The following is a 23,495-nucleotide window of genomic DNA, read 5'->3' as shown; positions in this document are numbered from 1 at the left end:
ATTAATTAAAATTTTATTAAAATGGAAAACTTAAACAGAAAGACCGTTGCAATATTAGCAACTAATGGATTTGAAGAAAGTGAATTAAGAGAACCAAAGAAAGCTTTAGAGGAAGCAGGTGCAGAGGTGCACATTGTGTCTTTAGAATCTGGAGAAATAAAATCTTGGAATGAAGGTAATTGGGGAGAAACGTATAAAGTAGATAAAACTTTAAAAGAGGTGTCTCAAGAAAACTACAATGCATTGATGTTGCCTGGTGGAGTTATAAACCCAGACTTATTACGTAATAATGAAGATGCAGTTCATTTTGTGAAATCCTTTTTTGAGCATCATAAACCTGTTGGAGCTATTTGCCATGGACCTTGGTTATTGGCGGAAGCAGACGTCTTAAAAGGAAGAAATATAACTTCATACAGCTCAATTAAAACAGATCTTATAAATGCTGGAGCAAATTGGGTTGATGAAGAAGTAGTTGTAGATAAAGGATTAGTTACTAGTAGGAATCCTGATGATTTACCTGCATTTAATGCTAAGTTAGTAGAAGAAGTATATGAAGGTAAACATAAAGGCCAAATGGCTTAATTTTATCTTATTGCTATTAGTAAAAAAGAAAGAAGCGCAAATTTAGATTTGCGCTTCTTTTTTTGTGATAACCTTTAACTATTTAATCTTAATAAGAATCTTTACTGGAAAGGTTAAATGATGACTATTCTGGTTGAGGAGAGTACTTAATGTTTTTCTGAAGAATAACTGCATTAGGAATGGTTATTAATTCTTTTTCTAATGTTCTTAAAGTGATAAAAAATGCACCAATATCTCTAATTTCACCTGTAATATTATTATCTTTTTCTAGAATAGTAATGGTGTCTCCAATTTTTACAGGATAATTTATAAATAAAATTAAGCCAGCAGTAATATTAGAAAGAATAGACCATTGTGCAAAAAAAGCAATACCTAAAATGGTTAAAAAGGAAGAAACGTAAACTAATAATTGTTTCTCGTCTACTCCCCAAACAAAAGATACAAATACAATTATAGTAATGTAAATAAGCACTGAAATTATTTTATTTGTTAAAATAATTCTAGCTTTTTGAAACCCAAATTTTACTTGAATTTTCCTTAAAGAATTGGTAATTACAAAGCGAATTAAAAAAGCAACAACTATAATTGCTATTGATGATATGATTTTATAATTGTAAAATTCCATAATTATAGTATTTAACTAAATACTGCTTTTAAGGCAGTCGCATCTCCAGGCTTTAGTTTTCCTGCTAAAACTAAACTTAACTCTTTACGTCTTAAAGCTCCTTCAAAGCGTGTTAGTTCTAAATCTGTTTCTGGTCTAATTTGAGGAATAGCAACAGGTTTTCCTGTTTCATCTACGGCAACAAACGTGTAAATACCTTCGTTTACTTTAGTTCTAGATCCAGATTGTCTGTCTTCTGTCCAAACATCTACATAGGTTTCCATAGAAGAGTTAAACGCTCTAGATACCTTAGCTTCTATTGTAACTACACTACCAACAGGTATTGCTTTACTAAAAGCAACATGGTTTACAGAGGCTGTAACTACAATTCTTCTGGAGTGTCTTCTAGCAGCAATGCTACAAGCTCTATCCATTCTAGCAAGTAATTCACCACCAAAAAGGTTGTCTAAATAATTGGTTTCCCCAGGTAAAACTAAGTCGGTAAGTATTGTTAAAGATTCTTTCGGCGTTTTTACTTCCATCAAAAAATGTTTTTTTGCAAAGATAGCAATCGCTTATTAAAAAATGAGGTTTAAAATTGTTAAAGAAAAGTAGAATTAATCTAACTTTTCAACAAGTAACCAAGCATCTTTAGATACTGTTTTCTGAATTCTATAAAGGTTGTTAGTAGCTTCATTTCGGCTAGCGTAACTGTTAAAAGTAACTTGAGTAAGTCCCCATTTGTTAACGCCAATTATCTTAGCATCAAATCCTTTTGCTTTTAATTCTTCTACTCTTTTTTCTGCATTTTCTGCAAATTGAAAAGCGCCGGCAACAATATGAAAAGGTTTCGCTACTTCTTTAACAACATTTAAGTTAATAGTTGGTAAAGGATTAGAAATAACAAAAGTAGCAGCTTGTATTTTTTTCTGAATTGCTTTTTCTTGATTCGCTAAGTTTTCTTTTTGTAGATTATTTTCATAACCATTATAGCCAGCATAACCTAGAGTTAGTAAAATAGCAGCAGTTGCAGCATATTTTATAAATGCAGGTATTCCTCTTTTGCGCTCTTCTTTTACAGGAAGAGGATTCAAAGGTTTTACTTGTTCTTTAAATCTAGAAATAGCAGAAGATGTTACGGAGTCTAAACCAAAAGATTCCGTTAAGTAATTAACAGCAGCATTCGGTTCAAAAATAATTTGTTTTTCTTCATTTAAAGACAAAACACCTAAACTATCAATTTGTACAGTGTTAGACTGTAGTTCATTTTGCCACTTAATAACAGATAATGAAATAGCAGTAGAAGCTTTTTCGAAAGAAATGTTTTCTGCAGAAGCAATATAATTAGCTAATAAACCATCATTGTGTTTTAACAAACTATTAAAAGTAACCTGTTTAGTAGGTGGTGTAAAAGTATGTGTAAAATTATTGGCTTTTGCACCAATTTTATTGGTTACAAATCCTCCAAAGTCAGGTACAATTACGCAGTCGTATCTGTACAGTAAATCGTTTATGTAAGTTGCTAATTTCATTAGAACAAATATAGAAATTAAGGCGTTTTGAAAAACAATTTCTTAACAATTTTATCAACAAATATTTTATATATTGGTATTCAAATTGTTACCAAATTGAAAGAAGAAAAATTATTAGCGGTCTTAAGATTACAAAAGTGTAAAGCTATTGGCGATATTTTAGCCAAAAAACTTATTGTAAATGTGGGAGATGTAGAGCAGGTCTTTAAAGAAAAGACAGCGATACTCTCAAAAATTAACGGAATTGGTAGTCATGCTTTAAAACATCTGTTTGATGCAAAAAATATTGAATTAGCCCAACAAGAATTAAAATACATTCAAGATAATAATATTGAACATTTTTATTTTTTAGATGATGATTATCCTAAAAACCTTCAACATTGTATTGATAGCCCTATTTTATTGTTTAAAGATGGCAATATCGATTTTTCTAATCAAAGAATTATTTCTATTGTTGGTACCAGAAATATTAGTTCTTATGGTCGTGACTTTTGTAATCAATTAATTAAAGAAATAGCCGTTTATAATCCCATTATTGTAAGTGGTTTTGCATACGGTGTAGATATTTGTGCACATAAAGCAGCTATAGAACACAAGTTGCAAACCATTGCTGTTTTAGCACATGGTTTCGAGCAAATTTATCCGAAGGTACATAAGAAATATATAAATCAAGTAAATGAAAATGGAGGTTTTTTAACGGAGTTTTGGAGTGAAGAATCTCCTTTAAGAGAAAATTTCTTAAAAAGAAACCGAATTGTAGCGGGTATTTCTAAAGCGACCATTATTATAGAATCTGCCTCAAAAGGAGGTTCTTTAGTAACAGCTGATATAGCAAATTCTTATAACAAAGATGTATTTGCGGTTCCTGGTAGAACCACAGATATTTATAGTAAAGGATGTAATAATTTAATAAAAAATAATAGGGCGCATTTATTGAGTTCTGCTTCCGATATTGTGAAAATGTTGAATTGGGATGTTCAAGAAAAAACGAAACCAATTCAAAAACAACTATTTGTAGAATTAAACGAGAACGAGCAAAAAATTCATGATTTATTACATGATAAAGGGCAACAGTTATTAGATGTTATATCATTAGAATGTAATATTCCAATTTATCAATTATCATCTATATTATTGCAGTTAGAATTAAAAGGTGTTACCAAACCTTTACCAGGAAAGATGTTTGAACTTGCTTAATAATTCCTATTTTTGAAACTATGAAGGTAGAAAGAAAGTTAATGTCTAAAAAGAAACCAACATTTCCTATTAATGATATGTTGAGCGATTACTTAAAAAAATACAAAAGGAATGTAAAAATTCCAATTTTTTATGATGATTTATTGCGTTTTCAAGGCTCTGTAACTGTGTATGATAATAATGATGAAGACACACTTTGGATACGTACTTATTATTCTGAATGGGACCGAATAGAGATAGACAATAGCTTAAAAAAAATATACATGATGTTGCTTTCTGATGGAAGTGATGCAACCTTGTCATTTTTAAATGTTGATGCTATAGATTACTGTACGTTTGGTAATTCTAAACCGTTTAGAATAAAAGTAAGAAATATTTTAAATGATAATTTTACGTATTTCTATGTAAAAAAAGCAGATGCTTCTCGTGTCTATGGTTTAGAGTTGGAGCATATATTATCTCCTCACAACATCAATTTTTTGGTGTATAAAGACACACTAATAGAAGAACATATTGTAGGGATTCCGGGAGATGATTTTATCAAGAACTTCTTGCCAAAATGTACAGAATCAGAAAAGTCGCAAATAGCCAAAGAGTTTGTAAAGTTTAAAGAACGTTGTTTGGTTCGTTTGTTAGGGGATATGCGCTCTTACAATTATGTGGTTACGCCAACACACGATTTTTTTAGCATCATTTATAAAATTAGAGCCATAGATTTCGATCAACAATCTTTTGAAGGGAATTTAAAAGTTTACAACCTACAATTTATGAAGGAGAACTTTAAAATGGTGGAAATGGTGGGTAAAAAATTACAAAATAGTTCTATTGAACAATACAAAATAGAAGAACGCTCCTTTATGGCAAAACGGATGATTACTGCGCCAAGAAGAACGGAGAGGCTTATAGCTTGCATGAAAAATGATACCATTTCATATCCAGAAAACATAGCATTGTTAAAGAAGCAATTAATGAAATATGTGGGAGATGTAAAGTTTAAAGACTGTAATAATATGGGTGAAATTTTAGATACTATTTTATCTTTTGTAAAGCGTAATTATTTAGATATAAGTAATAAAGAGTTGTTTTAGAGGCTGTTTCCTGCTTTCACTACTCGCTTTTTTTATTGCTCTTTCTCGATACAAATTTTTCATTCTTCAAAATTCACTCGAACGGACAATAAAAAAGAGCTCAGACAAACCGTTCAATCAGGGCTAAACTTGTTTGCTGGCACTTTGTAATAGAAGTCTAATTATTATCTATTTTAAAATAAAAAAAAGGACGTAAAAATTAATTTACGTCCTTTTTATTTGGCATTATTTTTAGATTACCAAGCCCCAATAAAGTGACTTCCTGTTGTGTTTACTAACTCAGCACCTTTAGTTACAGCACCACTTTCAGTATCTACAACATAAATGTTCCCGTTTTGTCCAACAGGCGCTTGCGTTAAATAGATTTCATTTCCATCAACCGCAAAACCTTGGTATTGAAATAAGTAAAAATCTGGATCATAAGGAATATCTTCAATTTTTACAGCTGTTTTAGCATTTAAATCAATCAAAGCAAAAAATCCTTGAGCTCCTGCTAAACCATCAGCAGAACCTTCATGACGGTAAGCTAATACTGCTTTTCCGTTTGCTGCAGGTCTCCAAGCAAGAACATAAGCTCCTGTTACACCTAGAGCATCATCTAAATTAAAGTCGTAAGAATTGTCATATTCATTATTAGCTCCAATTTTTAAAATATGAGAACCTTCTGGATCACTTTGGTTTGCTTGGTAAACACTTCCGTTATATTCAAAAGCATTAATACTTCTGTATCCGTTTGTGTTTCCATGTCCTACAGTAGAAGTGATTACTGTTGGGTTGTCTAATGATGGGTAATCTAAAACGATGGTTTTAGAACCTAAAATTTCATAATCGCTATCACTTTCTACGGTACTTGGGTCTACTTTACTTAAACGACCACCGATATATAATTTATCTCCAGCTGCGTTTAAAGTAGGCATATCAATTCTAGAGAAATAATAACCAGCAGCTTCTTCTTCTGCGCTTAAAGGCACAACATGCTCTTCAAACCCTTTTATTAAAGAGTTTTCTAAATCTAAAGTTACTACACCTATGGTAGCTTCTGTATTTGTATAAACATCGTCTGTTACATCATCTGGTGTTCCGTTATCATCAACTTGGTGTTCTGTAGATACGTATACAGCAGATCCTGTTTTGTCACCATCAAATAATTTTATCCATCTTGGAGCAGTTCCTACATAAGGAGCAATACTTACTTCTGTACCTGTTGGTGTAAAATTTTGACCACCTTCTACAGTATATTTAGTGTAGTTACCACCTGTATCTCCTGCGTAGCTTATATTAAAAATTGTACCTCCGTCTTCCGAAGCTTGTAATCTAGCAGTTCTGTTTGAAGGTGCAATAAAACCATTTTCGAAAGGGTCTATAGACACTGTTGGGTCTTTTGCATCTTCACTAGATACACTGTAAATTAGTGTTCCGCCATTTCCGTCTCCAGGATTGTCTCCCATTTTAGCTCCAGCAATTGTTATCCATCTAGTAGCATCTGGTTCTGGGGTATCAATTGGGTCATCGCTAACATCTTCGCTACATGCCGTAAATAGGCCTAATGATAATACAAGGGCTAATGCTTTGTGGTTTAAAAAAAATCTTTTCATTTTTATTTTATTTAGTTAAATTTATTGATTGTGTAATTTAATTTTATGTAAAAAGCTCTACCTGGTTTTTGTACAGATAAATTATCGAATACAGGTTTGTCAAATATGTTTTTAATATCGAAACTAGCAACAAGTTTTTTGTTTGGAAAAGAATAACTCAGACCAAAATCTTGAGAAAATTGTTTCGGTACTTCAAAAAAATCATTACCAACTGTATTAGAACCTTGAGGAACTAGGTATGAAAACTCATCTGTAAAGTACATCGAGTAAAATAGGTTTAGTCTAGATTTTTTCTGTATCAAATCTTTAAAAGAGTAGCGTAAACTACCATTCATGGTAAAAAAAGGTGTGTTTGGTACATCTATTTCTATATTGTTATCTATAATTTGTAAATCGAAACGAGACACATTAAAATTTACTCCAAAATTTCTATCATAGGTGTAATTTAATTGTGCGTCTATCCCTTTAGAGGTTGCAGTTCCTTGGTTTACGTATATAATTAATTCGTCATCAACATTAAAAGATGTTTCTATTGGTAAACCAATTCTGTCTTTAATGTTTCTTGTAAATACATTTGTAGAGATAGAGAAATCATGATCTTTTATGTTAAATGTACCAAATCTAAAACCTAAGTTATAGTTGTTACTTTGTTCGGGTTTAATAGTTGAGTTTGCTACAACATTATCACCATCATTACCAAAAACTTCAGTTTCATCTGGTAAACGAACAGCTTTTTCCGCAGAAGTTAATAATGTAACTTTTGGAGAAATAGCATATGAAGCTGCAAAACCGTATCCGTCTTTTTTGTTATTGCTGCTTATAATTTCATCAACGATACTTTTATTTCCGTTTCTATCTGTTTGGATTTCAGGATCTATACTGGTCGTTTTTTGTTGATAATGTTTTCCGAATATGCTTGTTCTTAGTCTATTATCAAAAGCTTTAAATTCATAGGTTAAAGAATAGATGTTTTTGTCAATATTTCTTGTGCCTTTAAAGGTGTTTTCTAATACAGAAACTAAAACATCGCTGTCTTCTCTGTCAACTCCGCTGTAAACATGGTTTACTAAAATTTTATGGTGATCATTAAAATCATAAGACACACCAGTTCTAATAGAGGCTACTTTTCTTTTAATTTTGGCCAATGTTGGTCCTCCTTCTTGTTGAGATCCCCAAGTATATTTGTATTCGTTACCTCTAAAGTCGATGGCTCTATCTCCAGTCCAACTATAAGCCCAAGCAACGGTATCGTTAATAGCACGGTTTCTTTTTCCGTACAATCCGTTTATTTTTACATCTAGCCCTTTGGTGAAAAGATTTTTCTTCTGATAAATTATGTTTGCCAACAAAGCATCCGATTCTAAAAAACGGTCTTTATAAGGTGTGATAGTCATAAAAGCCCCGTGTTGCACCTCTTTGTAGTCTTTAGAAGCATTAAAACCAACAAAAAACTGGTCTGCCCATTTTACATCTGTAAAACCAGCTTGAAACATTCCGCCTGTAGATCTATAGGCGTCATTAAATCTTTTTGCAGTAATTGGAGTTTGTACACCTCCTAAGCCTGTATCTACAACACTTCTTCCAGATACTTCGTAGTCATTATCAGAATAATTATGAAATATAGAAGATTTTACAGTAAACCCAGTTTCTTCAAAACGATATAAGCCATTAACGTTAGCTTGCAGGGTGTTGAATGATCCGTATGAAACAGATGCGTTTAAATTTGTTTTAGTGTCATTACGAAGTACGATGTTAATGGCGCCTCCTAAAGCATCATCTGTCAAATGTCCAGGAACCACTCCTTTATACACTTCAATATTTTTAATCATGGAAGGCGGGATACTGTTTAGATTGTAAGAAGATCCGTACATAGAACTAGGAATTCCGTCAATAAAAATTCGTACAGCATTACCCGATAATCCATTTAAACTATAACTAACTTCTGATCCTAAACCACCATTCTGACGAATTTTTACGCCAACAGTAGTGTTTAATAAATCGTTTGTTTGAACGTTTCTAAGACCGGCTTCTTCAGTTTTTATAACATTTACTGCAAAACCTTGGGTTTCTTTTTTAGTTTCTTCTGTTTTTGTTGTTATACGTACTTCATCTAACAGATTCTTTATACTTTCTAATAAAACATTTACTTTCTTCTTATTAGAATTGAGTTGAGTGGTAATTGTTTTAGACTTTGAGTTTAAGGAATGGAATTGAATTTTATGGGTTCCGTAAGGAACAGATTTTATATAGAATTCTCCTTTAAAATCTGTAACAGTCTCTTTGTAAAAGTGATCTCCTTTTATAACTACAAAAACATCTATACCCGGTTCATTGTTATCAACTGTTACTTTTCCGTAAAAATCTCCTTCTTGACCAAAAGCGGTATATGATATAAGTAGCAGTAAAAGTGTTTTAAAAAAAGATGGCATTCGTTTTATTTTTCGACAAATATAAAGCTATTTGTAATCAGTCTAAATAAACTTAATGAATTTGATGAATTATTTTTTTAAGGCTACTTTTGATGTAAATGTGTTAATTCTTAGGTGTTGATAATAGTAATAATTAAAAAAAGAGATGTTATTTTTAATGATTCTATATAACGTGTTTCGGTTTTTGTTGTGTTATAGGCACTATTATCTTGTAAAAATAGTTTTATTTCATTTTTTTAGGGGAATAAATACAAGACGTTAGCCAAATTAGACGTGGAGAATAGTGGTTTGTAATTTTACTTTCTACTTCTTACACTTTTAACAATCACTGTTAATAATATTAGGTTTCCACCAATAATCGTATTTACACTAGGTATTTCATTTACAAAAATATAGGCAATAATAATCCCAAAAATAGGTTGAACACTGCTAATTATACTAGCAGTAGCAACAGAGAAGTGTTTTAAAGAGTGAATCATCATAGTGTGGCCAATGGCTGTTGATAACAAGGCAATTAATAATAGTAAAGGTAATTGACTTTCAAAGTTAGAAAAATCACTAAAAAATAAAATGAGAATTAATAAAAGAGTCACAATAATTAATTGGTACAACATAATTGTACTCCCATTATAGTTGGTTACGTGCTTTTTGGTGGTTAAGTTTCTTAAAGCATAACAGAAAGCAGAAAGAATACCTAGTAAAACTCCTTTAGATTCATCATTTTCTAAAGAAAAATCTGGCACTAAAATATATACTCTAATTAATGCAAGGATACCTAATAAAACATGAATTTTATTTAGAGAAAAAGGGTTCTAAAAGAGCAGCCATTACAGGAAAAGTATATAGAGATAACATTCCTAAAGCAACGTTAGATCGTTTTAAAGCATAAAAATAGGTAACCCAATGTGCGCCTAAGAAAAAACCATTTACAGCAAAAGAAGAATAATCTTTTTTCGATTTTATTTTTAAATCTATTTTCTTGATTTTACAAAAAATATAGATTAGAACGGCGGCAAAACTAGCTCTACATAAAATAATTACTTCTGGTGGTAAAGCAATGTATTTTCCTAAAATAGCAGAGGCACTTATAGAAAGCGTTGCTAAAAGTAAAAAGGATAAATTTTTTACATGAGTGTTTTCTATTAAAGAAACTATGGGATTTGGTAGGAAGTTTTAAGCCTTGTTTATTGTTTCCATTCTAGTGTCTCTACTAAGCGTAAAATGTCTTTTTTAACATAATCTACTGCGGGTAAAATGGAGTCGTAATTTGGTTTTGCGTAAAAATACAAGGATCCTTTTATAAAATTTTTGGTGCTATCTGTTATGTGAAATTGAATTTGAGAGGCCGCATTACCTGTTATTTCATACATGCTGCCAAAAACTCTTTTTTTAGGATTTACAAAATCCTTTGGAATAATTTGTTCTGCTTTTATGGTGTGTTTAAAAACCAGTTTTTCTGCATCTGTTAGTAGTTCTTTAATGTTGTTTTCTACCGGTCTGTAGGTAATGTCTATAGAAGCTTTTAGGTTAGGGTATTTTATGGTGAGCCAATTGTTAGGATCGTCATAAATTTTTGTGTTTTCTAAAATATCAAAAGAATAAGGTCTTGCTAGGTCTAGTTTTTTGTATGCTTTTGTAGGATATGTTAAACTTAAATATCCTTTTGGTTTGGGCAATACATCCTCTTTACAAGATAGAAATAGGATAGTAAAAATTAATAGTAAAATATTACGCATTTCGTGTAGCTTTAACTTGTTTAATGCGTTTTTTATCTAACGCTTCTATGGTAAACGTATAGTTCTTAAAGTTTATTTTCTCTCCTTTTTTAGGAAACTTACCAGAAACCTCTAAAATAAAACCAGCTAAGGTTTCGCTTTCTCCTTTTTCTTCTTCAAATATATCTTCATCCTCGTCATCTAAAACCTTACAGAAATCTTTAATGCTTGTTTTACCTTCAAAAATATAATTGTTAGCGTCTATTTTAGAATAATGTAAATCTTCATCATCAAATTCATCATTTATATCGCCAACAATCTCTTCTATTACGTCTTCTAAAGTCAGTAAGCCGCTTGTTCCTCCATATTCATCAACAACAATTGCTAAGTGATTTTTCTTTTCTCTAAAATCAGCTAATAAATCATCTAACTTTTTGTTTTCTGGTACAAAAAAAGTTTCTCTCAGTAATTCTTGCCATTTAAAAGTTGTTTTATTTAAATGAGCCAATAAGTCTTTAGCGTATAAAACACCAACAATATTGTCTATGTTGTCTTTATAAACTGGGTTTCTAGAGTAGCCGTTTTTTAGTATTTTTTCTAAAACTACTTCGTAGGATTCGGTATCTGAAAGTGCAAAAATATCTATACGAGGTACCATAATTTGTACGGTTTCTGTATTTCCGAAGTTTACAATTCCTTCAAGAATTTTTTGTTCATCTTTTGTGGTTGCGCCTTCAGAAGTTAACTCTAGTGCTTGTGATAGTGTTTCTACAGAAAAATTAGAATTTTTACTACCTAATTTTTTTTCTATCCACTTTGTTAGTGTAATTAAAGGTAAGCTAAAGGGGGTTAGTAAAATATTTATGGTGTGTATAAACTTAGACATTGTTTTAGAAAAGCTAAGTGCATTTCTAGAAGCGTAAACCTTAGGTAAAACTTCGCCAAATAATAGAATTAAAAAAGTTACAAGAACAATTTCTAATAAAAAACGAGTAGGAATTAAAAATGAAAATAGTTCTAGTTTAAAGTCGAAACCACCAAATAAGGTTTCTGCCAATGAGGCAAATAATAATACAATTAAGATATTTATAAAATTGTTGGTTATTAAAATTGTGGCTAATAGTTTTCGAGGTTTTTCTAATAAACTAACTACTATGTTTTGATCTTTACCGTTGTTAGAAAGTTCGTTTAAATCTGTTTGTGAAAGTGAGAAAAAAGCAACTTCTGCTCCAGAAACTAAAGCAGAGCTAACAAGTAAAACAATTAGAAAAACTGAATTAAACGTAGTTGCAAAATCTATTGAGGCAAATAATGAAAGTAATATTTCGGGATCTGGGTCCAATTGTTATAAGTTAGATTAATTAAAATGGTAAATCATCGTCTTCTTCTGGGGTTTCAGTTTTTGGGGCTGGGGCAGAAGGTTTAGATTCTTGTTGTGGTGCAACAGGAGTTGAATTATCAGCATTTTTCTTGGTAGAAAGCATGGTCATTTCATTTACATGAACTTCTGTAGCGTAACGTTTCACTCCATCTTGTTCCCATTGGCGATTTCTTAATTTTCCTTCTATATATACTTTATCTCCTTTAGATAAATACTTTTCACACACTTTTGCCAGTCCGTTTCTTACAACAAGATTATGCCAATCGGTAGAAGTAACTTTTTCTCCGTTCTGTTTGTTTGTGTAGCTTTCACTGGTTGCTATTGGAAATCTACCAACACAATTTTGATCATCAAAATAGTGCATTTTAACATCGTCACCTAAATTACCAATTAAAATTACTTTGTTTATTGTTCCTGCTGCCATCGCTTTCTTTTTTTTGTTTAAGTATTGTTTAGTTTATATCTGTCGATTTTAAACCTTCGATAAATTACGTTGCTAAATGCAATTAAAATATTTAATTATTTTAATTTTAGTGCTACTCGAATAGACAAACTTAATTTGTTTAATAACTGTACCTCAAAAGTACTAAAAATATTAATTACTTTTTAGATTGAAAAGCTTCTAAAAAATTTGCAATTAAAATGGGGACAGGATATTTTTCAATTTCAATCCACTTTATCGTTGTTTCGGCAGTATTTGCAGTTTCTACAATCCAGAATTGGGTATATAAATGTTGATGAGATAATTTATGTACAACCTCTTTTGGGTTAAAAAGTGAAATAGTGGTTTCTAAAGGAAATAAATTGATAAATTCTTCTGATGAAACTAATTCTTCCTTATTAATGATTTTATCACTTTCTATTAATGGAAATTGGTATAAACCTTGCCAAATTCCTTTTCCTTTTCTTTCTGATAAAATAGTTGTGTTGTGATCTGTTTTTATCACAAGAAAATTAAAGTATCTTTTTCTTACCTTTATTTTCTTCTCTTTTACAGGAAGTTCTTTGGTTAACTTTTTTTCTAATGCCACACAACTATCAGAAAAAGGACAAGTTTCGCATAGCGGGTTTTGAGGCTTGCAGTGTAATGCGCCAAAATCCATAATGGCTTGGTTATACGTTCCTGGTTGCGTTTCGTCAATTAATGATTGCGCTAATGTTTTAAACTCTTTAATTCCTGCGGATGAGTTAATAGGTGTATTTATACCATAATAACGAGAAAGTACTCTGTAAACGTTACCATCTACAACTGCAGTTGGTTCGTTAAAGCAAATAGATGCAATTGCAGAGGCAGTATAATCTCCAATTCCTTTTAGTTTTATAATCTCTTTATATGTGGTGGGGAATTCGCCATTAAGTTCGTTTGCAATTTGTTTTGCAGAAAAATGTAAGTTCCTTGCTCTAGAATAATACCCTAGACCTTGCCACATTTTTAAAACGGTACTTTCATCCGCTTTTGCGAGGTTAAAAACAGTTGGAAAATCTGTGGTAAATTTTTGATAATAGGACAAACCTTGGGCAACTCTTGTTTGTTGTAACATGATTTCTGACAACCAAATAAAATATGGGTTTTTGGTTTTTCGCCAGGGTAGATCTCGGTTGTTTTGTAAGTACCAGTAAATTAATGTGTTAGAAAATGTCATTGCTTAAAAATAGGTTTGCAATATTACATTATAAAATTCACATAAATTTAAGTGTTATTATTTTTGGAGTTGATTAATTATCATATATTTGCATCCGCATTTTTGAAAGTAAATTAATAAAAATATAGTAAATATAGAGACATGACGAAAGCAGATATAGTATCAAAAATTTCAGATAAATCAGGAATCGAAAAAACAGATGTATTAGCAACTGTAGAAGCATTCATGACTGAAGTGAAAGATGCATTAGAAAATGGCGACAACGTTTATTTGAGAGGTTTTGGTAGTTTTATTATCAAAACAAGAGCAGAAAAGACTGGTAGAAATATTTCTAAGAATACTACAATTAAGATTCCAGCACACAATATTCCAGCCTTTAAACCGGCAAAAACTTTTACTGAAGGAGTGAAAAGTAAAGTAGTAGTAAAGTAACAAACACACAATATTAATCTAAATCTTAACGGGTTTAAAAATTCTAAACATTATGCCAAGCGGTAAAAAAAGAAAAAGAGCTAAGATCTCTACACACAAGAGAAAGAAAAGAGCAAGAGCAAATAGACACAAGAAGAAAAAGTAAGCATCCGCTTACTTTTTCGTTTATTGTAAGCGAAAAACAAAAAAGTTCATTGACATAAGAGATTATACAATCTCACACGGTATTACAAAATACCTGACAATATTAATCCCATCTGCACAATTATGTGTAGAGTTAAAACCATTTCAGCATGAAAACAGAATTAATAATTCGTTCAAATTCATCTGATATTGATTTTGCCTTATTAAGAGATGGAAAACTTATTGAATTAAATAATGAAACTAGTGATAACAAATTCTCGGTTGGCGATATATTTTTAGCCAAAATAGGAAAAGTTTTAACTGGTTTAAATGCAGCCTTTGTAAATGTAGGATACCCAAAAGATGGGTTTTTACATTATCATGATTTAGGTGCGCAAGTAAACTCATTAAATTCGTTCATTAAGAAAGTAAGCACAGGTAAGTATAAAGAATTCACTTTAAAGAACTTCCAAAAAGAGGAAGACATTAACAAAGACGGTAGTATTAACCAAGTACTAAAAACAGGGCAAAACCTATTAGTACAAATAGTAAAAGAACCAATTTCTACAAAAGGACCAAGATTAAGTTCTGAGTTGTCTATAGCAGGTAGATATTTGGTTTTAGTTCCTTTTTCTAACCGAGTTTCTGTTTCTCAAAAAATAGCAGACCCAAAAGAAAAAGAACGTTTAAAAAGATTAGCAAAAAGCATTAAACCTAAAGGGTTTGGTGTTATTTTAAGAACTGTTGCCGAGGGCAAAAAAGTTGCAGAACTAGACAAAGATTTGCAAAACTCATTAGAACGTTGGGTAAAAATGTGTAAAAGTATACCAAATACAAACACGCCAACAAAAATCTTAAGCGAGTTAAACAGAGCATCGTCTATTTTAAGAGATGTTATGAATGATTCTTTTACTAGTATTGTAACAAATGATGAAACTTTGAAAGAAGAAATAAAAGAGTATTTACATGAAATTTATCCCGAAAAGGAAAAAATTGTAAAATTACACAGATCTGAAACTCCTATTTTTGAAAAATACGGAATAGAAAGACAAATTAAAACATCATTTGGAAAAACAGTTTCTATGAGTAAAGGTGCCTATTTAGTTATAGAGCACACAGAAGCATTGCACGTTATTGATGTAAATAGCGGAAACCGTTCTAATAAAGCTGGTTCTCAAGAAGATACTGCACTAGAAGTAAATTTAATTTCAGCTACCGAAATAGCACGACAGTTACAACTGCGTGATATGGGAGGTATTATAGTTGTAGATTTTATTGATATGCACAAAGCAGAAAACAGAAATAAACTGTTTCAGCACTTGAAAGATCAAATGGCTTTAGATAGAACAAAGCACAAAATATTACCTCCAAGTAAGTTTGGATTGGTACAAATTACAAGACAAAGGGTAAGACCAGAGTTAAGTATAAAAACTACCGAAGCCAACCCAAATATAAATGGAGAAGTAGAAGCACCTATTGTTTTGTTAGACAAAATAGAAGCAGATTTAGAGAAATTTATGTCAACCTCTAAAGCAGGAAAAGTACAGTTAAATGTACACCCTTTTATTGCATCTTATCTAACAAAAGGAGTGAATTCTATACGTTTTAAATGGTATTTAAAACACAAAAAGTGGATTACAATTATACCTCGTGACGCTTACACATACTTATATTATAAATTTAAAACTAAATAGTTTTAAGGATTATATTATAAAGGCAATAATTTTTTATCAAAAAACCCCGAAACTTCTATGTTTCGGGGTTTTGTGTTTTTATAAGGTTCTGTTAATTCCTTGGGCGTTACCACAAGGGGCAGGCTTTCGCACTCGCTTTTTTTGTAAAAAACAAAAAAGAGCTCAAACAATTGCTCTATCCTTAACGCATATAGAGAACTAGACAAAGTAGTTTTTAAAAAAAGCACCATAGAGTTACTTCTAATCATTGAGAAGTTGTATAACATTGATAACGCAAAACTTAGTCACAAAACTTGTTATTTCTACGCTAGGAAGAAATCTTATAAAGAAGCTAAAGCAAAACTGATCAACTTCATGAGATTTCTAAATCGCAAAAAAAAGCTCATTTCGAAATGACAAACTTAACACTAAGAAGACTTTGTGATTTTCAATACTATTTAGCTTCTTTAATCAAATACAAATAGACTGGGTAATGATCAGAATAACCACCAGTATAGTTTCCGCTAGAAAAACTTCTAAAAGGATACCCTTTATATTTTCCCTTTTTAGTCGTTAGAAAGCGTTTGTTAAAAATCATTGCTTTGTACATCTTGTAAGAAGAAAAATCTTTTTCACCTTTATCTAATAGAGGAGACGTAAAGAAAATCATATCAAATAAATTTATTTTATCTCTATATTTTAGGGTGTTAAATCCTCTCCGAAACATGTCTTCATAAGGGTTATATAAATCACCTTCTGCTACTTCTTTCTTTCTACTTTTGGTCTTTAGCACATTTTTAAAACTAGAATTATTAGGGTCATCATTAAAATCTCCCATAATTAATATTTTAGCATTGGCATCTTGCGCTCTAACTTGTTCTATAATCTTAGTATTCTGGTAGGCAGCTTTTTCTCTATTGGGCCTACTTGCAGCTTCTCCACCTCTTCTAGAGGGCCAATGGTTTACAATAATATGTATCAATTCATCATCTAAATAACCAGAAACTAATAATTGGTCTCTGGTGTAAATAGGGTAATTATCTTTAAATATTTTGGGGTTAAACACTTCATGATGAATAGGGTTGAAATATTTTTTCTGATACAATAAGGCAACGTCTATTCCTCTTTTGTCAGGAGAATCGTAATGTATAATTCCGTAATCATTCTTTACTAAGTGCTTTGATTTAATTAAATCTTCTAGTACATTTAAATTCTCTACTTCAGAAACACCAATAATAGCAGGACTTGTTTTTGTTTTATCTTCTCCAATTTGAGCAATTGTACTACTTAGTTTTTCAATTTTATCCCAATAAACCTTAGATCTATTCGATTTTAACTCCATAATTGGGCTTGCTTCGTCATTCTTATTTACGTCGTTAATTGTGTCAAATAAGTTTTCTAGATTGTAAAAAGCAATGGTTCTAATATTATATTTTTTTCCGTTTTTCTGAGAATTACATACCGTAATCGTTAGCGAAAAAATAAAAATAAAAAATATTTTCTTATTCATTTTAGTGTTTTTATAAAGTAGTAAAAGTAATAAACTAAAGTTATTTTATTAGTTAAGATAGATTGAAATTCAAAGCTTTATTTTTTTTTCGTTAACTTTAAGAGCAAAGGAAAAAGAAAATTTAGAGTTCAACTTATGATTTATGAAAAAAATTGTTATGGTAACATGCTTGCTGTTAGCTTCGTTTTTGGAGGTTAATGGGCAAGGTGTAGTGAAGGGAATTATTTTGGAGAACAATTCTAAGAAACCGCTTAAAGGTGTTTTAGTTAAAATTAGAAATACGCCTAAAAATCAAACTACGGACTTAAATGGTAGTTTTGTATTTAAGAATTTTCAAAGTAGAAAAGCTATTTTAGAGTTAAGATTGGTTGGGTATGAAACTCAAAATATTCCCATCGAACTCTCGGAAAATGTTTTAGACTTAGGAAGTATCTTTTTATTTAAAACAGTTACAGAAAATCAAGATTTAAGTTTAATTACACTTACAGATGATGAGTTAAATGATGATGCTAGCTCTGCAGATAATATTTCTGGACTACTACAAGCGTCAAAAGATATTTTTCTTAGAACCGCTGCTTATGAATTTAGTTCTTCCTTTTTTAAGATTAAGGGATTGGATTCAGGAAATGGTAAAGTGCTTATTAACGGCATAGAAATGAATAAAATCTATGATGGTAGAGCACAATGGGGAAATTGGGGTGGGTTGAATGATGTGTTAAGAAATCAGGAGTTTAGAAACGGATTAACACCTTCAGATGTTACTTTTGGAGGGCTTTTAGGGGCTACAAATATGAATACAAGAGCATCGGAACAAAGACCTGGAATACGTGTTTCTTATTCTTCCTCTAACCGAAGTTATCAGCATAGAATCATGGCGACGTATTCTACCGGAATGTTAAAAAATAATTGGGCTTTTACATTTTCTGGAAGTAGAAGGATAGGAACTGAAGGTTATAATGACGCTACTTCTTACAATGCATATGCTTTTTTCACATCCATAGAAAAAAAGTTAAATGATAAAAGTAGTATTAATTTTACAGGGATTTTTACGCCAAATAGAAGAGGGAAAGCATCACCAAACACACAAGAAGTATTTGATTTAAAAGGCATAAAATATAATGATTATTGGGGTTTTTTAAATGGGAAGAAGGTAAATTCTAGAATTAAAGAAGTTAGCGAGCCTATTTTAATGTTAAACCATTATTGGAATATTTCTGAAAAGACTGCTATAAATACTAATGTGTCGTATCAATTTGGGAAGATTGGTAATAGTAGAATTGATTACAATGGAGGTGCTAACCCAAGTGCTGCTTATTATCAAAATTTACCAAGTTATTTTTTAAGATATGATGATTTTGAAGGTGCGTATGATGCTGAAAATAATTTTGTAAACGACGGACAGATAAACTGGAATCGGGTTTTTGACGCGAATAAAACCAATAATAATTCAGGTTTAGAAAATGCCTATGTTTTGTATGAAGACAGAAATGATGACAAACAATTTACTATAAATACTATTCTAAATACAGAAGTAAATGATCATATTTCTATTAACGGAAAAATAGAGTATAGGCGTTTGAATTCTCATAATTTTGCATCTGTTATAGATTTGTTGAGCGGTGATGCATATTTAGATATCGATCCTTTTGGAGCAACCGAAGAAGAAAAACAAAACGATCTTTTAAATCCGAATAGAATAGTAAGAGAAGGAGATGACTTTAAATATAATTTCAATTTAAATTCTACTATTATTTCTGCTTTTACACAAACTCAATTTAGATACAATAAAACGGATTTTTATGCAGCCTTAAAAGTTTCTAATACAACACATCAACGAGAGGGTTTGTATAAAAATGGTAGTTTTTCTGAGAATTCTTTAGGAATGTCTGAAGCACAAAAATTCATGAATTATGGTTTTAAAACAGGAGTAACATATAAAATTACCGGTCGTCATTTAGTAGATATAAATGCGGCATATATAACCACTGCACCTACCACTAGAAACACTTTTTCTAATTCTAGAGAAAATAACAATGTGGTTTTAGATTTACAAAGTGAAAAAACGCTTTCTACAGATGTTAGCTACGTATATAGAAGTCCAATTATAACATCAAAATTTACCGCGTATTATACATCAGTAAAAGATGCTACAGAGATTTCTTTTTATTTTGCGGATGGTGTTGGAGGAGATAATACTGCTTTTGTACAAGAAATTTTAAGCGGAATTAGTAAAAAACATATGGGTTTAGAATTGGGGTTGGAAGCCCAAGTTACAGCTAGCTTAAATTTAAAAGGAGCCGCTGCTATTGGTCAGTTTACGTATGATAATAATCCGAATTTATACTTAACGACAGAAGCAGATAATGAGTCTTTAGTAGCTGGTTTTGTAAACGGATTTAAAGATTTTGGGACTACAAATCTTAAGAATTACAAATTAGCTGCTGGACCTCAAAATGCATATTCGGTGGGGTTTGAATATAGAGATCCATCTTATTGGTGGGGAGGAGCAACACTTAACTTTTTTAGCAACACATTTATAGATATTTCGCCTTTAAATAGGTCTCAAAACTTTTATTTAGATGATGATGGATTGCCCTTTTTAGAATATGATACTGAAATAGCTCAAGGACTTTTAAAGCAAGAAAAATTCGATAATTATTCTGTAGTAAACTTAGTCGGTGGTAAATCTTTTCTGATTAACGGTTATTACATTAGTGTTTTTGCAACGGTAAATAATTTATTGAATAAAACGTATAAATCTGGCGGATTTGAACAAGGAAGAAATGCTAATTACAGACAATTATTAGAAGATAAGTCTCTAGATAAACCTGTTTTTGGAAATAAATATTGGTATGGTAGAGGTGCAACTTATTTTATGAATGTAAGTGTGTCATTTTAAGAAAAAGAAAAACGTAAAGATGAAAAAGAATAAAATAATCACAGTTGTATTGATACTTGTAACAAACGTCTTGTTATTGAGTTGTGTAGAAGATGCAGATTTTACAGTACCAGAAAGTTTAGGGAATGAAGAAAATGAAGCTGTTAATAAAATTATAGACAGTATTTTTTCTGGCGCTCTTCAATTAAAAACCATAAAACAACTAAAGGAATTGTATATAATTGGTAATGATCCTTTAGAAATTGTTTCCGATATAGTAGTTAAAGGCTATGTTATTTCATCAGATAAGTCAGGTAATTTCTATAAAGAATTTTACATGCAAGATGCTCCAGAAAATCCAATAGCTGGTATAAAAGTTGCCTTGAATTTAAGTAATAGTTATAATAAGTTTAATATTGGTAGAGAGGTTTACATCCGTTTAAAGGGTTTGTACGTTGGCGAAACAAATTCTGGAGATGGTAATATTACTATTGGTGGAAAAATTAGTACCACAGATCTTACTGAAATTGAAAATGTTACATCAAATCAAATTCCTAATCATATTTATAGAACGGAAATTACAGAAGAAATTGTGCCAAAATTGATTGATTTTGGAGGAATTAATGCTTCTCATATTGGAACTTTTATCACGCTAGAAGACGTTTTTTTTGATGCTAAATTAGCGGGGAAATCTTATGTAGATCCCATAGAGGATTTTGATACACAACGTAAAATTCAAACTTGCTTAGGGCTGGGGTATGATGAATTATTAGTAGAAACGAGTTCTTTTTCTCGTTTTTCAAACGAAACTTTGCCTGAAAAAGCAGGTACTATAAACGCGGTCGTTTCTAAAGATTTTGGAGGGGATTTAATGGTACTTGTTTTAAATGATACCAACGATGTTACTATGATTGATGAAAGGTGTACGCCGTTACCTGCAGAAGAGTATTCGATAATTTTATTATCAGAAAATTTTGATAATGAGTCTGGAGATATTGATGTTTTAAATTGGATTAACTTTAGAGAAGAAGGGACGAAATCATGGAGGTCTTACACAGATACTTATGCGCAAAGTAATGCAGCTAGAGTTAATTCTATCAATTCTGGAGATGAAAGTACTATTACTTGGTTAATTACCTCAAGTATTAACTTAGACACTACATCTCAAGAGTTTTTATCTTTTGAAACTTCCAATAGTTTCGGAAATGGAAGTGAGTTACAAGTTTTAATTTCTACAGATTTTAATGGAAACGAAAACAATATAAATACTGCAATTTGGACAGTCTTACCTGCGAAAATTGTTTCTGATGGAGAGAATTATAAAAATTGGGTGCATTCTACTTATATCGATTTATCAAATTATTCGGGTACTGCCTTTATCGCTTTTAAATATACAGGTAACGGAAATGTAAACTTTAACGGAACTTATGAGTTGGATAACGTAATAATAAATGCAAAAGAATGATGTGTTTTTTGATTTAGAAAATTAAGAAGTTTTCTTATTTTTACATTATGGATAAAATAGAACACATTGGTATTGCTGTAAAGGATTTAGAAAAATCGAATGCGTTGTATGCTTCTTTGTTTGGAAAACCACATTATAAAACAGAAGAAGTAAAATCCGAAGGAGTTAAAACTTCTTTTTTTCAATCAGGACCTAATAAAATAGAATTATTAGAAGCTACAAATTCAGAAAGTCCAATTGCTAAGTTTATAGAAAAGAAAGGCGAAGGAATTCATCATATTGCTTTTGCGGTTTTAGATATTAAAGCAGAGATAAAAAGACTCGAAAATGAAGGTTTTATTGTTTTAAATAAAGAGCCAAAAAAAGGAGCAGACAATAAATTAGTTGCTTTTTTGCATCCAAAATCTACCAATGGGGTTCTTATTGAGTTGTGTCAAGAAATAGATTAGTTAAAATACTGCTAACAGTTACGGTAACTGCATTCTAATTATTATCTTGCAGGCTTAAAAAAATTCTATAATATGTCTTCTAAATTTGATGCTTATCAAAAACGACGACTGCTATCTTCTTACTTATCAGTAGTAGTAAGTATAGCCTTAGTACTTTTTATGGTCGGTATTTTAGGGTTAGTTTTGTTAAAATCTACCTTTGTTGCCAATAAAGTAAAAGAAAAAGTAGCGATAACTTTGTTCTTAAAAGATAATGTTTCTACTAAAAATAGAAACAGTTTTAAAGATTCTTTATTAGAAGAAGAATTTACAAGAACAATTATTTATACGAGTAAAGAAAAAGCTGCAAAAATCTATAGCGAAGAAATTGGTGAAGACTTTCTAGAATTTTTAGGTGAAAATCCGTTAAAAAACGGAATAGATATCTACTTAAAAGCAGATTATGTAACACCTGAAAAAATGCAAGAATTAGAAACACGTTTTCTCAAAAATGCTTTTGTTTCTGATGTTTCTTATGATAAACCTTTAATTAACTTATTAACCAAAAACATAAAACGAATTAGCTTTTGGCTATTGGTTGTTTGTGGTTTCTTTGGGTTAATAGCAATGATATTAATTAATAGTTCTATTAGATTATCTATATATTCTAAGCGATTTAATATTAAAACCATGCAAATGGTTGGTGCAACAAAAGGCTTTATAAGAAGACCTTTTATTTGGCAAAGTATTAAATTGGGTATTTTTGGAGCCCTTTTAGCCCTAGTTGCTTTAGGAGTTATTATTTATTATGCAGATCAGCTAGCACCTAGTTTACATTTGGTTAAAGATTATGTTACGCTAGGATATTTAGTTGGAGGTGTTTTAATATCAGCTTTTTTAATTACGTGGATTAGTACTTATTTTGCAACACAACGTTTTTTAAACTTACAAACAGACGAACTTTATTATTAATATAATGGCAAACGAAAACACAGAACAACCAGTATTTTTATTTGGTAAAAGAAATTATACTTTCATGATTATTGGACTCATCGTTATTGCAATGGGTTTTATATTTATGTCAGGTGGAGGAAGTGATAATCCTGAGGTTTTTAATGAAGAAATCTATAATTGGCAGCGTATTCGTTTAGCGCCAACTTTAGTAATTATTGGTTTAGGAATTGAAATTTATGCTATTTTAGCAAATCCAAAAAAATAAT

General features: G+C 30.9%; 22 protein-coding genes. 10 read left to right on the top strand and 12 right to left on the bottom strand.

Annotated elements, in window-relative coordinates; genetic code table 11:
- Nucleotides 1-21: 21 nt before the first annotated feature.
- Complete coding sequence (locus H0I27_RS16490; RefSeq protein WP_218731727.1) at nt 22-582, top strand: type 1 glutamine amidotransferase domain-containing protein; 561 nt, start codon at nt 22-24, stop codon at nt 580-582.
- 124 nt (nt 583-706) lie between these two features.
- Here H0I27_RS16490 and H0I27_RS16485 read toward each other — a convergent pair whose 3' ends face one another.
- From H0I27_RS16485 to H0I27_RS16475, 3 genes are all read right to left on the bottom strand, one after another.
- Entirely contained in the window at nt 707-1,207 is a 501-nt protein-coding gene (locus H0I27_RS16485) for a mechanosensitive ion channel domain-containing protein (protein ID WP_165731756.1), read from the bottom strand.
- Nucleotides 1,208-1,218: 11 nt separating this feature from the next.
- Nucleotides 1,219-1,728, bottom strand: a complete 510-nt coding sequence (locus H0I27_RS16480) for an acyl-CoA thioesterase (protein WP_068447114.1) — start codon at nt 1,726-1,728, stop codon at nt 1,219-1,221.
- Between the two features lie 75 nt (nt 1,729-1,803).
- Complete coding sequence (locus tag H0I27_RS16475) at nt 1,804-2,718, bottom strand: SPOR domain-containing protein (protein WP_218731726.1); 915 nt, start codon at nt 2,716-2,718, stop codon at nt 1,804-1,806.
- Between the two features lie 96 nt (nt 2,719-2,814).
- On the opposite strand from H0I27_RS16475, the gene dprA reads away from it, so the two are divergent.
- Complete coding sequence (dprA, locus tag H0I27_RS16470) at nt 2,815-3,915, top strand: DNA-processing protein DprA (protein WP_218733941.1); 1,101 nt, start codon at nt 2,815-2,817, stop codon at nt 3,913-3,915.
- A gap of 20 nt (nt 3,916-3,935) precedes the next feature.
- On the top strand, nt 3,936-5,003 hold the full coding sequence (locus H0I27_RS16465; RefSeq protein WP_218731725.1) for a hypothetical protein: 1,068 nt from the start codon (nt 3,936-3,938) through the stop codon (nt 5,001-5,003).
- A 236-nt stretch (nt 5,004-5,239) separates the two neighbouring features.
- Here the strand turns inward: H0I27_RS16465 and H0I27_RS16460 are convergent, their stop codons facing one another.
- The 8 genes from H0I27_RS16460 to mutY all read right to left on the bottom strand — a co-directional run bounded on the left by H0I27_RS16460 (nt 5,240) and on the right by mutY (nt 13,766).
- Nucleotides 5,240-6,598 carry a hypothetical protein gene (locus H0I27_RS16460; protein ID WP_218731724.1) on the bottom strand — a complete coding sequence of 453 codons (1,359 nt, stop codon included), beginning with the start codon at nt 6,596-6,598 and terminating at the stop codon, nt 5,240-5,242.
- A gap of 11 nt (nt 6,599-6,609) precedes the next feature.
- On the bottom strand, nt 6,610-9,027 hold the full coding sequence (locus H0I27_RS16455; RefSeq protein ID WP_218731723.1) for a TonB-dependent receptor: 2,418 nt from the start codon (nt 9,025-9,027) through the stop codon (nt 6,610-6,612).
- Between the two features lie 296 nt (nt 9,028-9,323).
- Nucleotides 9,324-9,770 (bottom strand): DMT family transporter, encoded by a 447-nt coding sequence (locus H0I27_RS17685; RefSeq protein WP_254713104.1) that lies wholly within the window; start codon nt 9,768-9,770, stop codon nt 9,324-9,326.
- Between the two features lie 49 nt (nt 9,771-9,819).
- On the bottom strand, nt 9,820-10,086 hold the full coding sequence (locus tag H0I27_RS17680; RefSeq protein ID WP_254712744.1) for an EamA family transporter: 267 nt from the start codon (nt 10,084-10,086) through the stop codon (nt 9,820-9,822).
- 125 nt (nt 10,087-10,211) lie between these two features.
- Entirely contained in the window at nt 10,212-10,763 is a 552-nt protein-coding gene (gldD, locus tag H0I27_RS16445; protein ID WP_218731722.1) for a gliding motility lipoprotein GldD, read from the bottom strand.
- The gene (locus tag H0I27_RS16440; protein ID WP_218731721.1) at nt 10,756-12,084 is read right to left on the bottom strand and encodes a gliding motility-associated protein GldE; all 1,329 of its coding nucleotides are present in this window, start codon (nt 12,082-12,084) and stop codon (nt 10,756-10,758) included. The genes gldD and H0I27_RS16440 overlap by 8 nt, the downstream gene beginning before the upstream one ends.
- A 19-nt stretch (nt 12,085-12,103) precedes the next feature.
- Nucleotides 12,104-12,547 carry a single-stranded DNA-binding protein gene (locus H0I27_RS16435; protein WP_218731720.1) on the bottom strand — a complete coding sequence of 148 codons (444 nt, stop codon included), beginning with the start codon at nt 12,545-12,547 and terminating at the stop codon, nt 12,104-12,106.
- 175 nt (nt 12,548-12,722) lie between these two features.
- The gene (mutY, locus tag H0I27_RS16430) at nt 12,723-13,766 is read right to left on the bottom strand and encodes an A/G-specific adenine glycosylase (RefSeq protein ID WP_218731719.1); all 1,044 of its coding nucleotides are present in this window, start codon (nt 13,764-13,766) and stop codon (nt 12,723-12,725) included.
- Nucleotides 13,767-13,907: 141 nt separating this feature from the next.
- On the opposite strand from mutY, the gene H0I27_RS16425 reads away from it, so the two are divergent.
- Both H0I27_RS16425 and H0I27_RS16420 read left to right on the top strand, forming a co-directional pair.
- On the top strand, nt 13,908-14,198 hold the full coding sequence (locus H0I27_RS16425; RefSeq protein WP_036824254.1) for an HU family DNA-binding protein: 291 nt from the start codon (nt 13,908-13,910) through the stop codon (nt 14,196-14,198).
- Between the two features lie 293 nt (nt 14,199-14,491).
- The gene (locus H0I27_RS16420; protein WP_218731718.1) at nt 14,492-16,015 is read left to right on the top strand and encodes a ribonuclease E/G; all 1,524 of its coding nucleotides are present in this window, start codon (nt 14,492-14,494) and stop codon (nt 16,013-16,015) included.
- 433 nt (nt 16,016-16,448) lie between these two features.
- Here H0I27_RS16420 and H0I27_RS16415 read toward each other — a convergent pair whose 3' ends face one another.
- Nucleotides 16,449-17,504 (bottom strand): endonuclease/exonuclease/phosphatase family protein, encoded by a 1,056-nt coding sequence (locus H0I27_RS16415; protein ID WP_218731717.1) that lies wholly within the window; start codon nt 17,502-17,504, stop codon nt 16,449-16,451.
- A gap of 142 nt (nt 17,505-17,646) precedes the next feature.
- On the opposite strand from H0I27_RS16415, the gene H0I27_RS16410 reads away from it, so the two are divergent.
- The 5 genes from H0I27_RS16410 to H0I27_RS16390 all read left to right on the top strand — a co-directional run bounded on the left by H0I27_RS16410 (nt 17,647) and on the right by H0I27_RS16390 (nt 23,494).
- Entirely contained in the window at nt 17,647-20,403 is a 2,757-nt protein-coding gene (locus H0I27_RS16410) for a carboxypeptidase-like regulatory domain-containing protein (protein ID WP_218731716.1), read from the top strand.
- Between the two features lie 19 nt (nt 20,404-20,422).
- A complete protein-coding gene (locus H0I27_RS16405) occupies nt 20,423-21,847 on the top strand; it encodes a DUF5689 domain-containing protein (RefSeq protein WP_218731715.1) in 1,425 nt (474 codons plus the stop codon).
- 47 nt (nt 21,848-21,894) lie between these two features.
- A complete protein-coding gene (mce, locus tag H0I27_RS16400) occupies nt 21,895-22,296 on the top strand; it encodes a methylmalonyl-CoA epimerase (protein ID WP_218731714.1) in 402 nt (133 codons plus the stop codon).
- Nucleotides 22,297-22,368: 72 nt separating this feature from the next.
- Nucleotides 22,369-23,247 (top strand): ABC transporter permease, encoded by an 879-nt coding sequence (locus H0I27_RS16395; RefSeq protein WP_218731713.1) that lies wholly within the window; start codon nt 22,369-22,371, stop codon nt 23,245-23,247.
- 4 nt (nt 23,248-23,251) lie between these two features.
- Nucleotides 23,252-23,494 carry a DUF3098 domain-containing protein gene (locus H0I27_RS16390; protein WP_218731712.1) on the top strand — a complete coding sequence of 81 codons (243 nt, stop codon included), beginning with the start codon at nt 23,252-23,254 and terminating at the stop codon, nt 23,492-23,494.
- Nucleotide 23,495 lies beyond the last annotated feature (1 nt).

This window comes from Polaribacter sp. HaHaR_3_91 (genome assembly GCF_019278525.1).
Classification (GTDB): Bacteria; Bacteroidota; Bacteroidia; order Flavobacteriales; family Flavobacteriaceae; genus Polaribacter.
Note: the sequence above shows the minus strand (reverse complement) of the source record. Positions and strands in the feature narration are given on the sequence as shown.

Coding starts and splice junctions, on each gene's coding strand:
- H0I27_RS16490 (WP_218731727.1), top strand. CDS start 22: ATGGAAAACTTAAACAGAAAGACCGTTGCAATATTAGCAACTAATGGA.
- H0I27_RS16485 (WP_165731756.1), bottom strand. CDS start 1,207: ATGGAATTTTACAATTATAAAATCATATCATCAATAGCAATTATAGTT.
- H0I27_RS16480 (WP_068447114.1), bottom strand. CDS start 1,728: ATGGAAGTAAAAACGCCGAAAGAATCTTTAACAATACTTACCGACTTA.
- H0I27_RS16475 (WP_218731726.1), bottom strand. CDS start 2,718: ATGAAATTAGCAACTTACATAAACGATTTACTGTACAGATACGACTGC.
- H0I27_RS16465 (WP_218731725.1), top strand. CDS start 3,936: ATGAAGGTAGAAAGAAAGTTAATGTCTAAAAAGAAACCAACATTTCCT.
- H0I27_RS16460 (WP_218731724.1), bottom strand. CDS start 6,598: ATGAAAAGATTTTTTTTAAACCACAAAGCATTAGCCCTTGTATTATCA.
- H0I27_RS16455 (WP_218731723.1), bottom strand. CDS start 9,027: ATGCCATCTTTTTTTAAAACACTTTTACTGCTACTTATATCATATACC.
- gldD (WP_218731722.1), bottom strand. CDS start 10,763: ATGCGTAATATTTTACTATTAATTTTTACTATCCTATTTCTATCTTGT.
- H0I27_RS16435 (WP_218731720.1), bottom strand. CDS start 12,547: ATGGCAGCAGGAACAATAAACAAAGTAATTTTAATTGGTAATTTAGGT.
- mutY (WP_218731719.1), bottom strand. CDS start 13,766: ATGACATTTTCTAACACATTAATTTACTGGTACTTACAAAACAACCGA.
- H0I27_RS16425 (WP_036824254.1), top strand. CDS start 13,908: ATGACGAAAGCAGATATAGTATCAAAAATTTCAGATAAATCAGGAATC.
- H0I27_RS16420 (WP_218731718.1), top strand. CDS start 14,492: ATGAAAACAGAATTAATAATTCGTTCAAATTCATCTGATATTGATTTT.
- H0I27_RS16415 (WP_218731717.1), bottom strand. CDS start 17,504: ATGAATAAGAAAATATTTTTTATTTTTATTTTTTCGCTAACGATTACG.
- H0I27_RS16410 (WP_218731716.1), top strand. CDS start 17,647: ATGAAAAAAATTGTTATGGTAACATGCTTGCTGTTAGCTTCGTTTTTG.
- H0I27_RS16405 (WP_218731715.1), top strand. CDS start 20,423: ATGAAAAAGAATAAAATAATCACAGTTGTATTGATACTTGTAACAAAC.
- mce (WP_218731714.1), top strand. CDS start 21,895: ATGGATAAAATAGAACACATTGGTATTGCTGTAAAGGATTTAGAAAAA.
- H0I27_RS16395 (WP_218731713.1), top strand. CDS start 22,369: ATGTCTTCTAAATTTGATGCTTATCAAAAACGACGACTGCTATCTTCT.
- H0I27_RS16390 (WP_218731712.1), top strand. CDS start 23,252: ATGGCAAACGAAAACACAGAACAACCAGTATTTTTATTTGGTAAAAGA.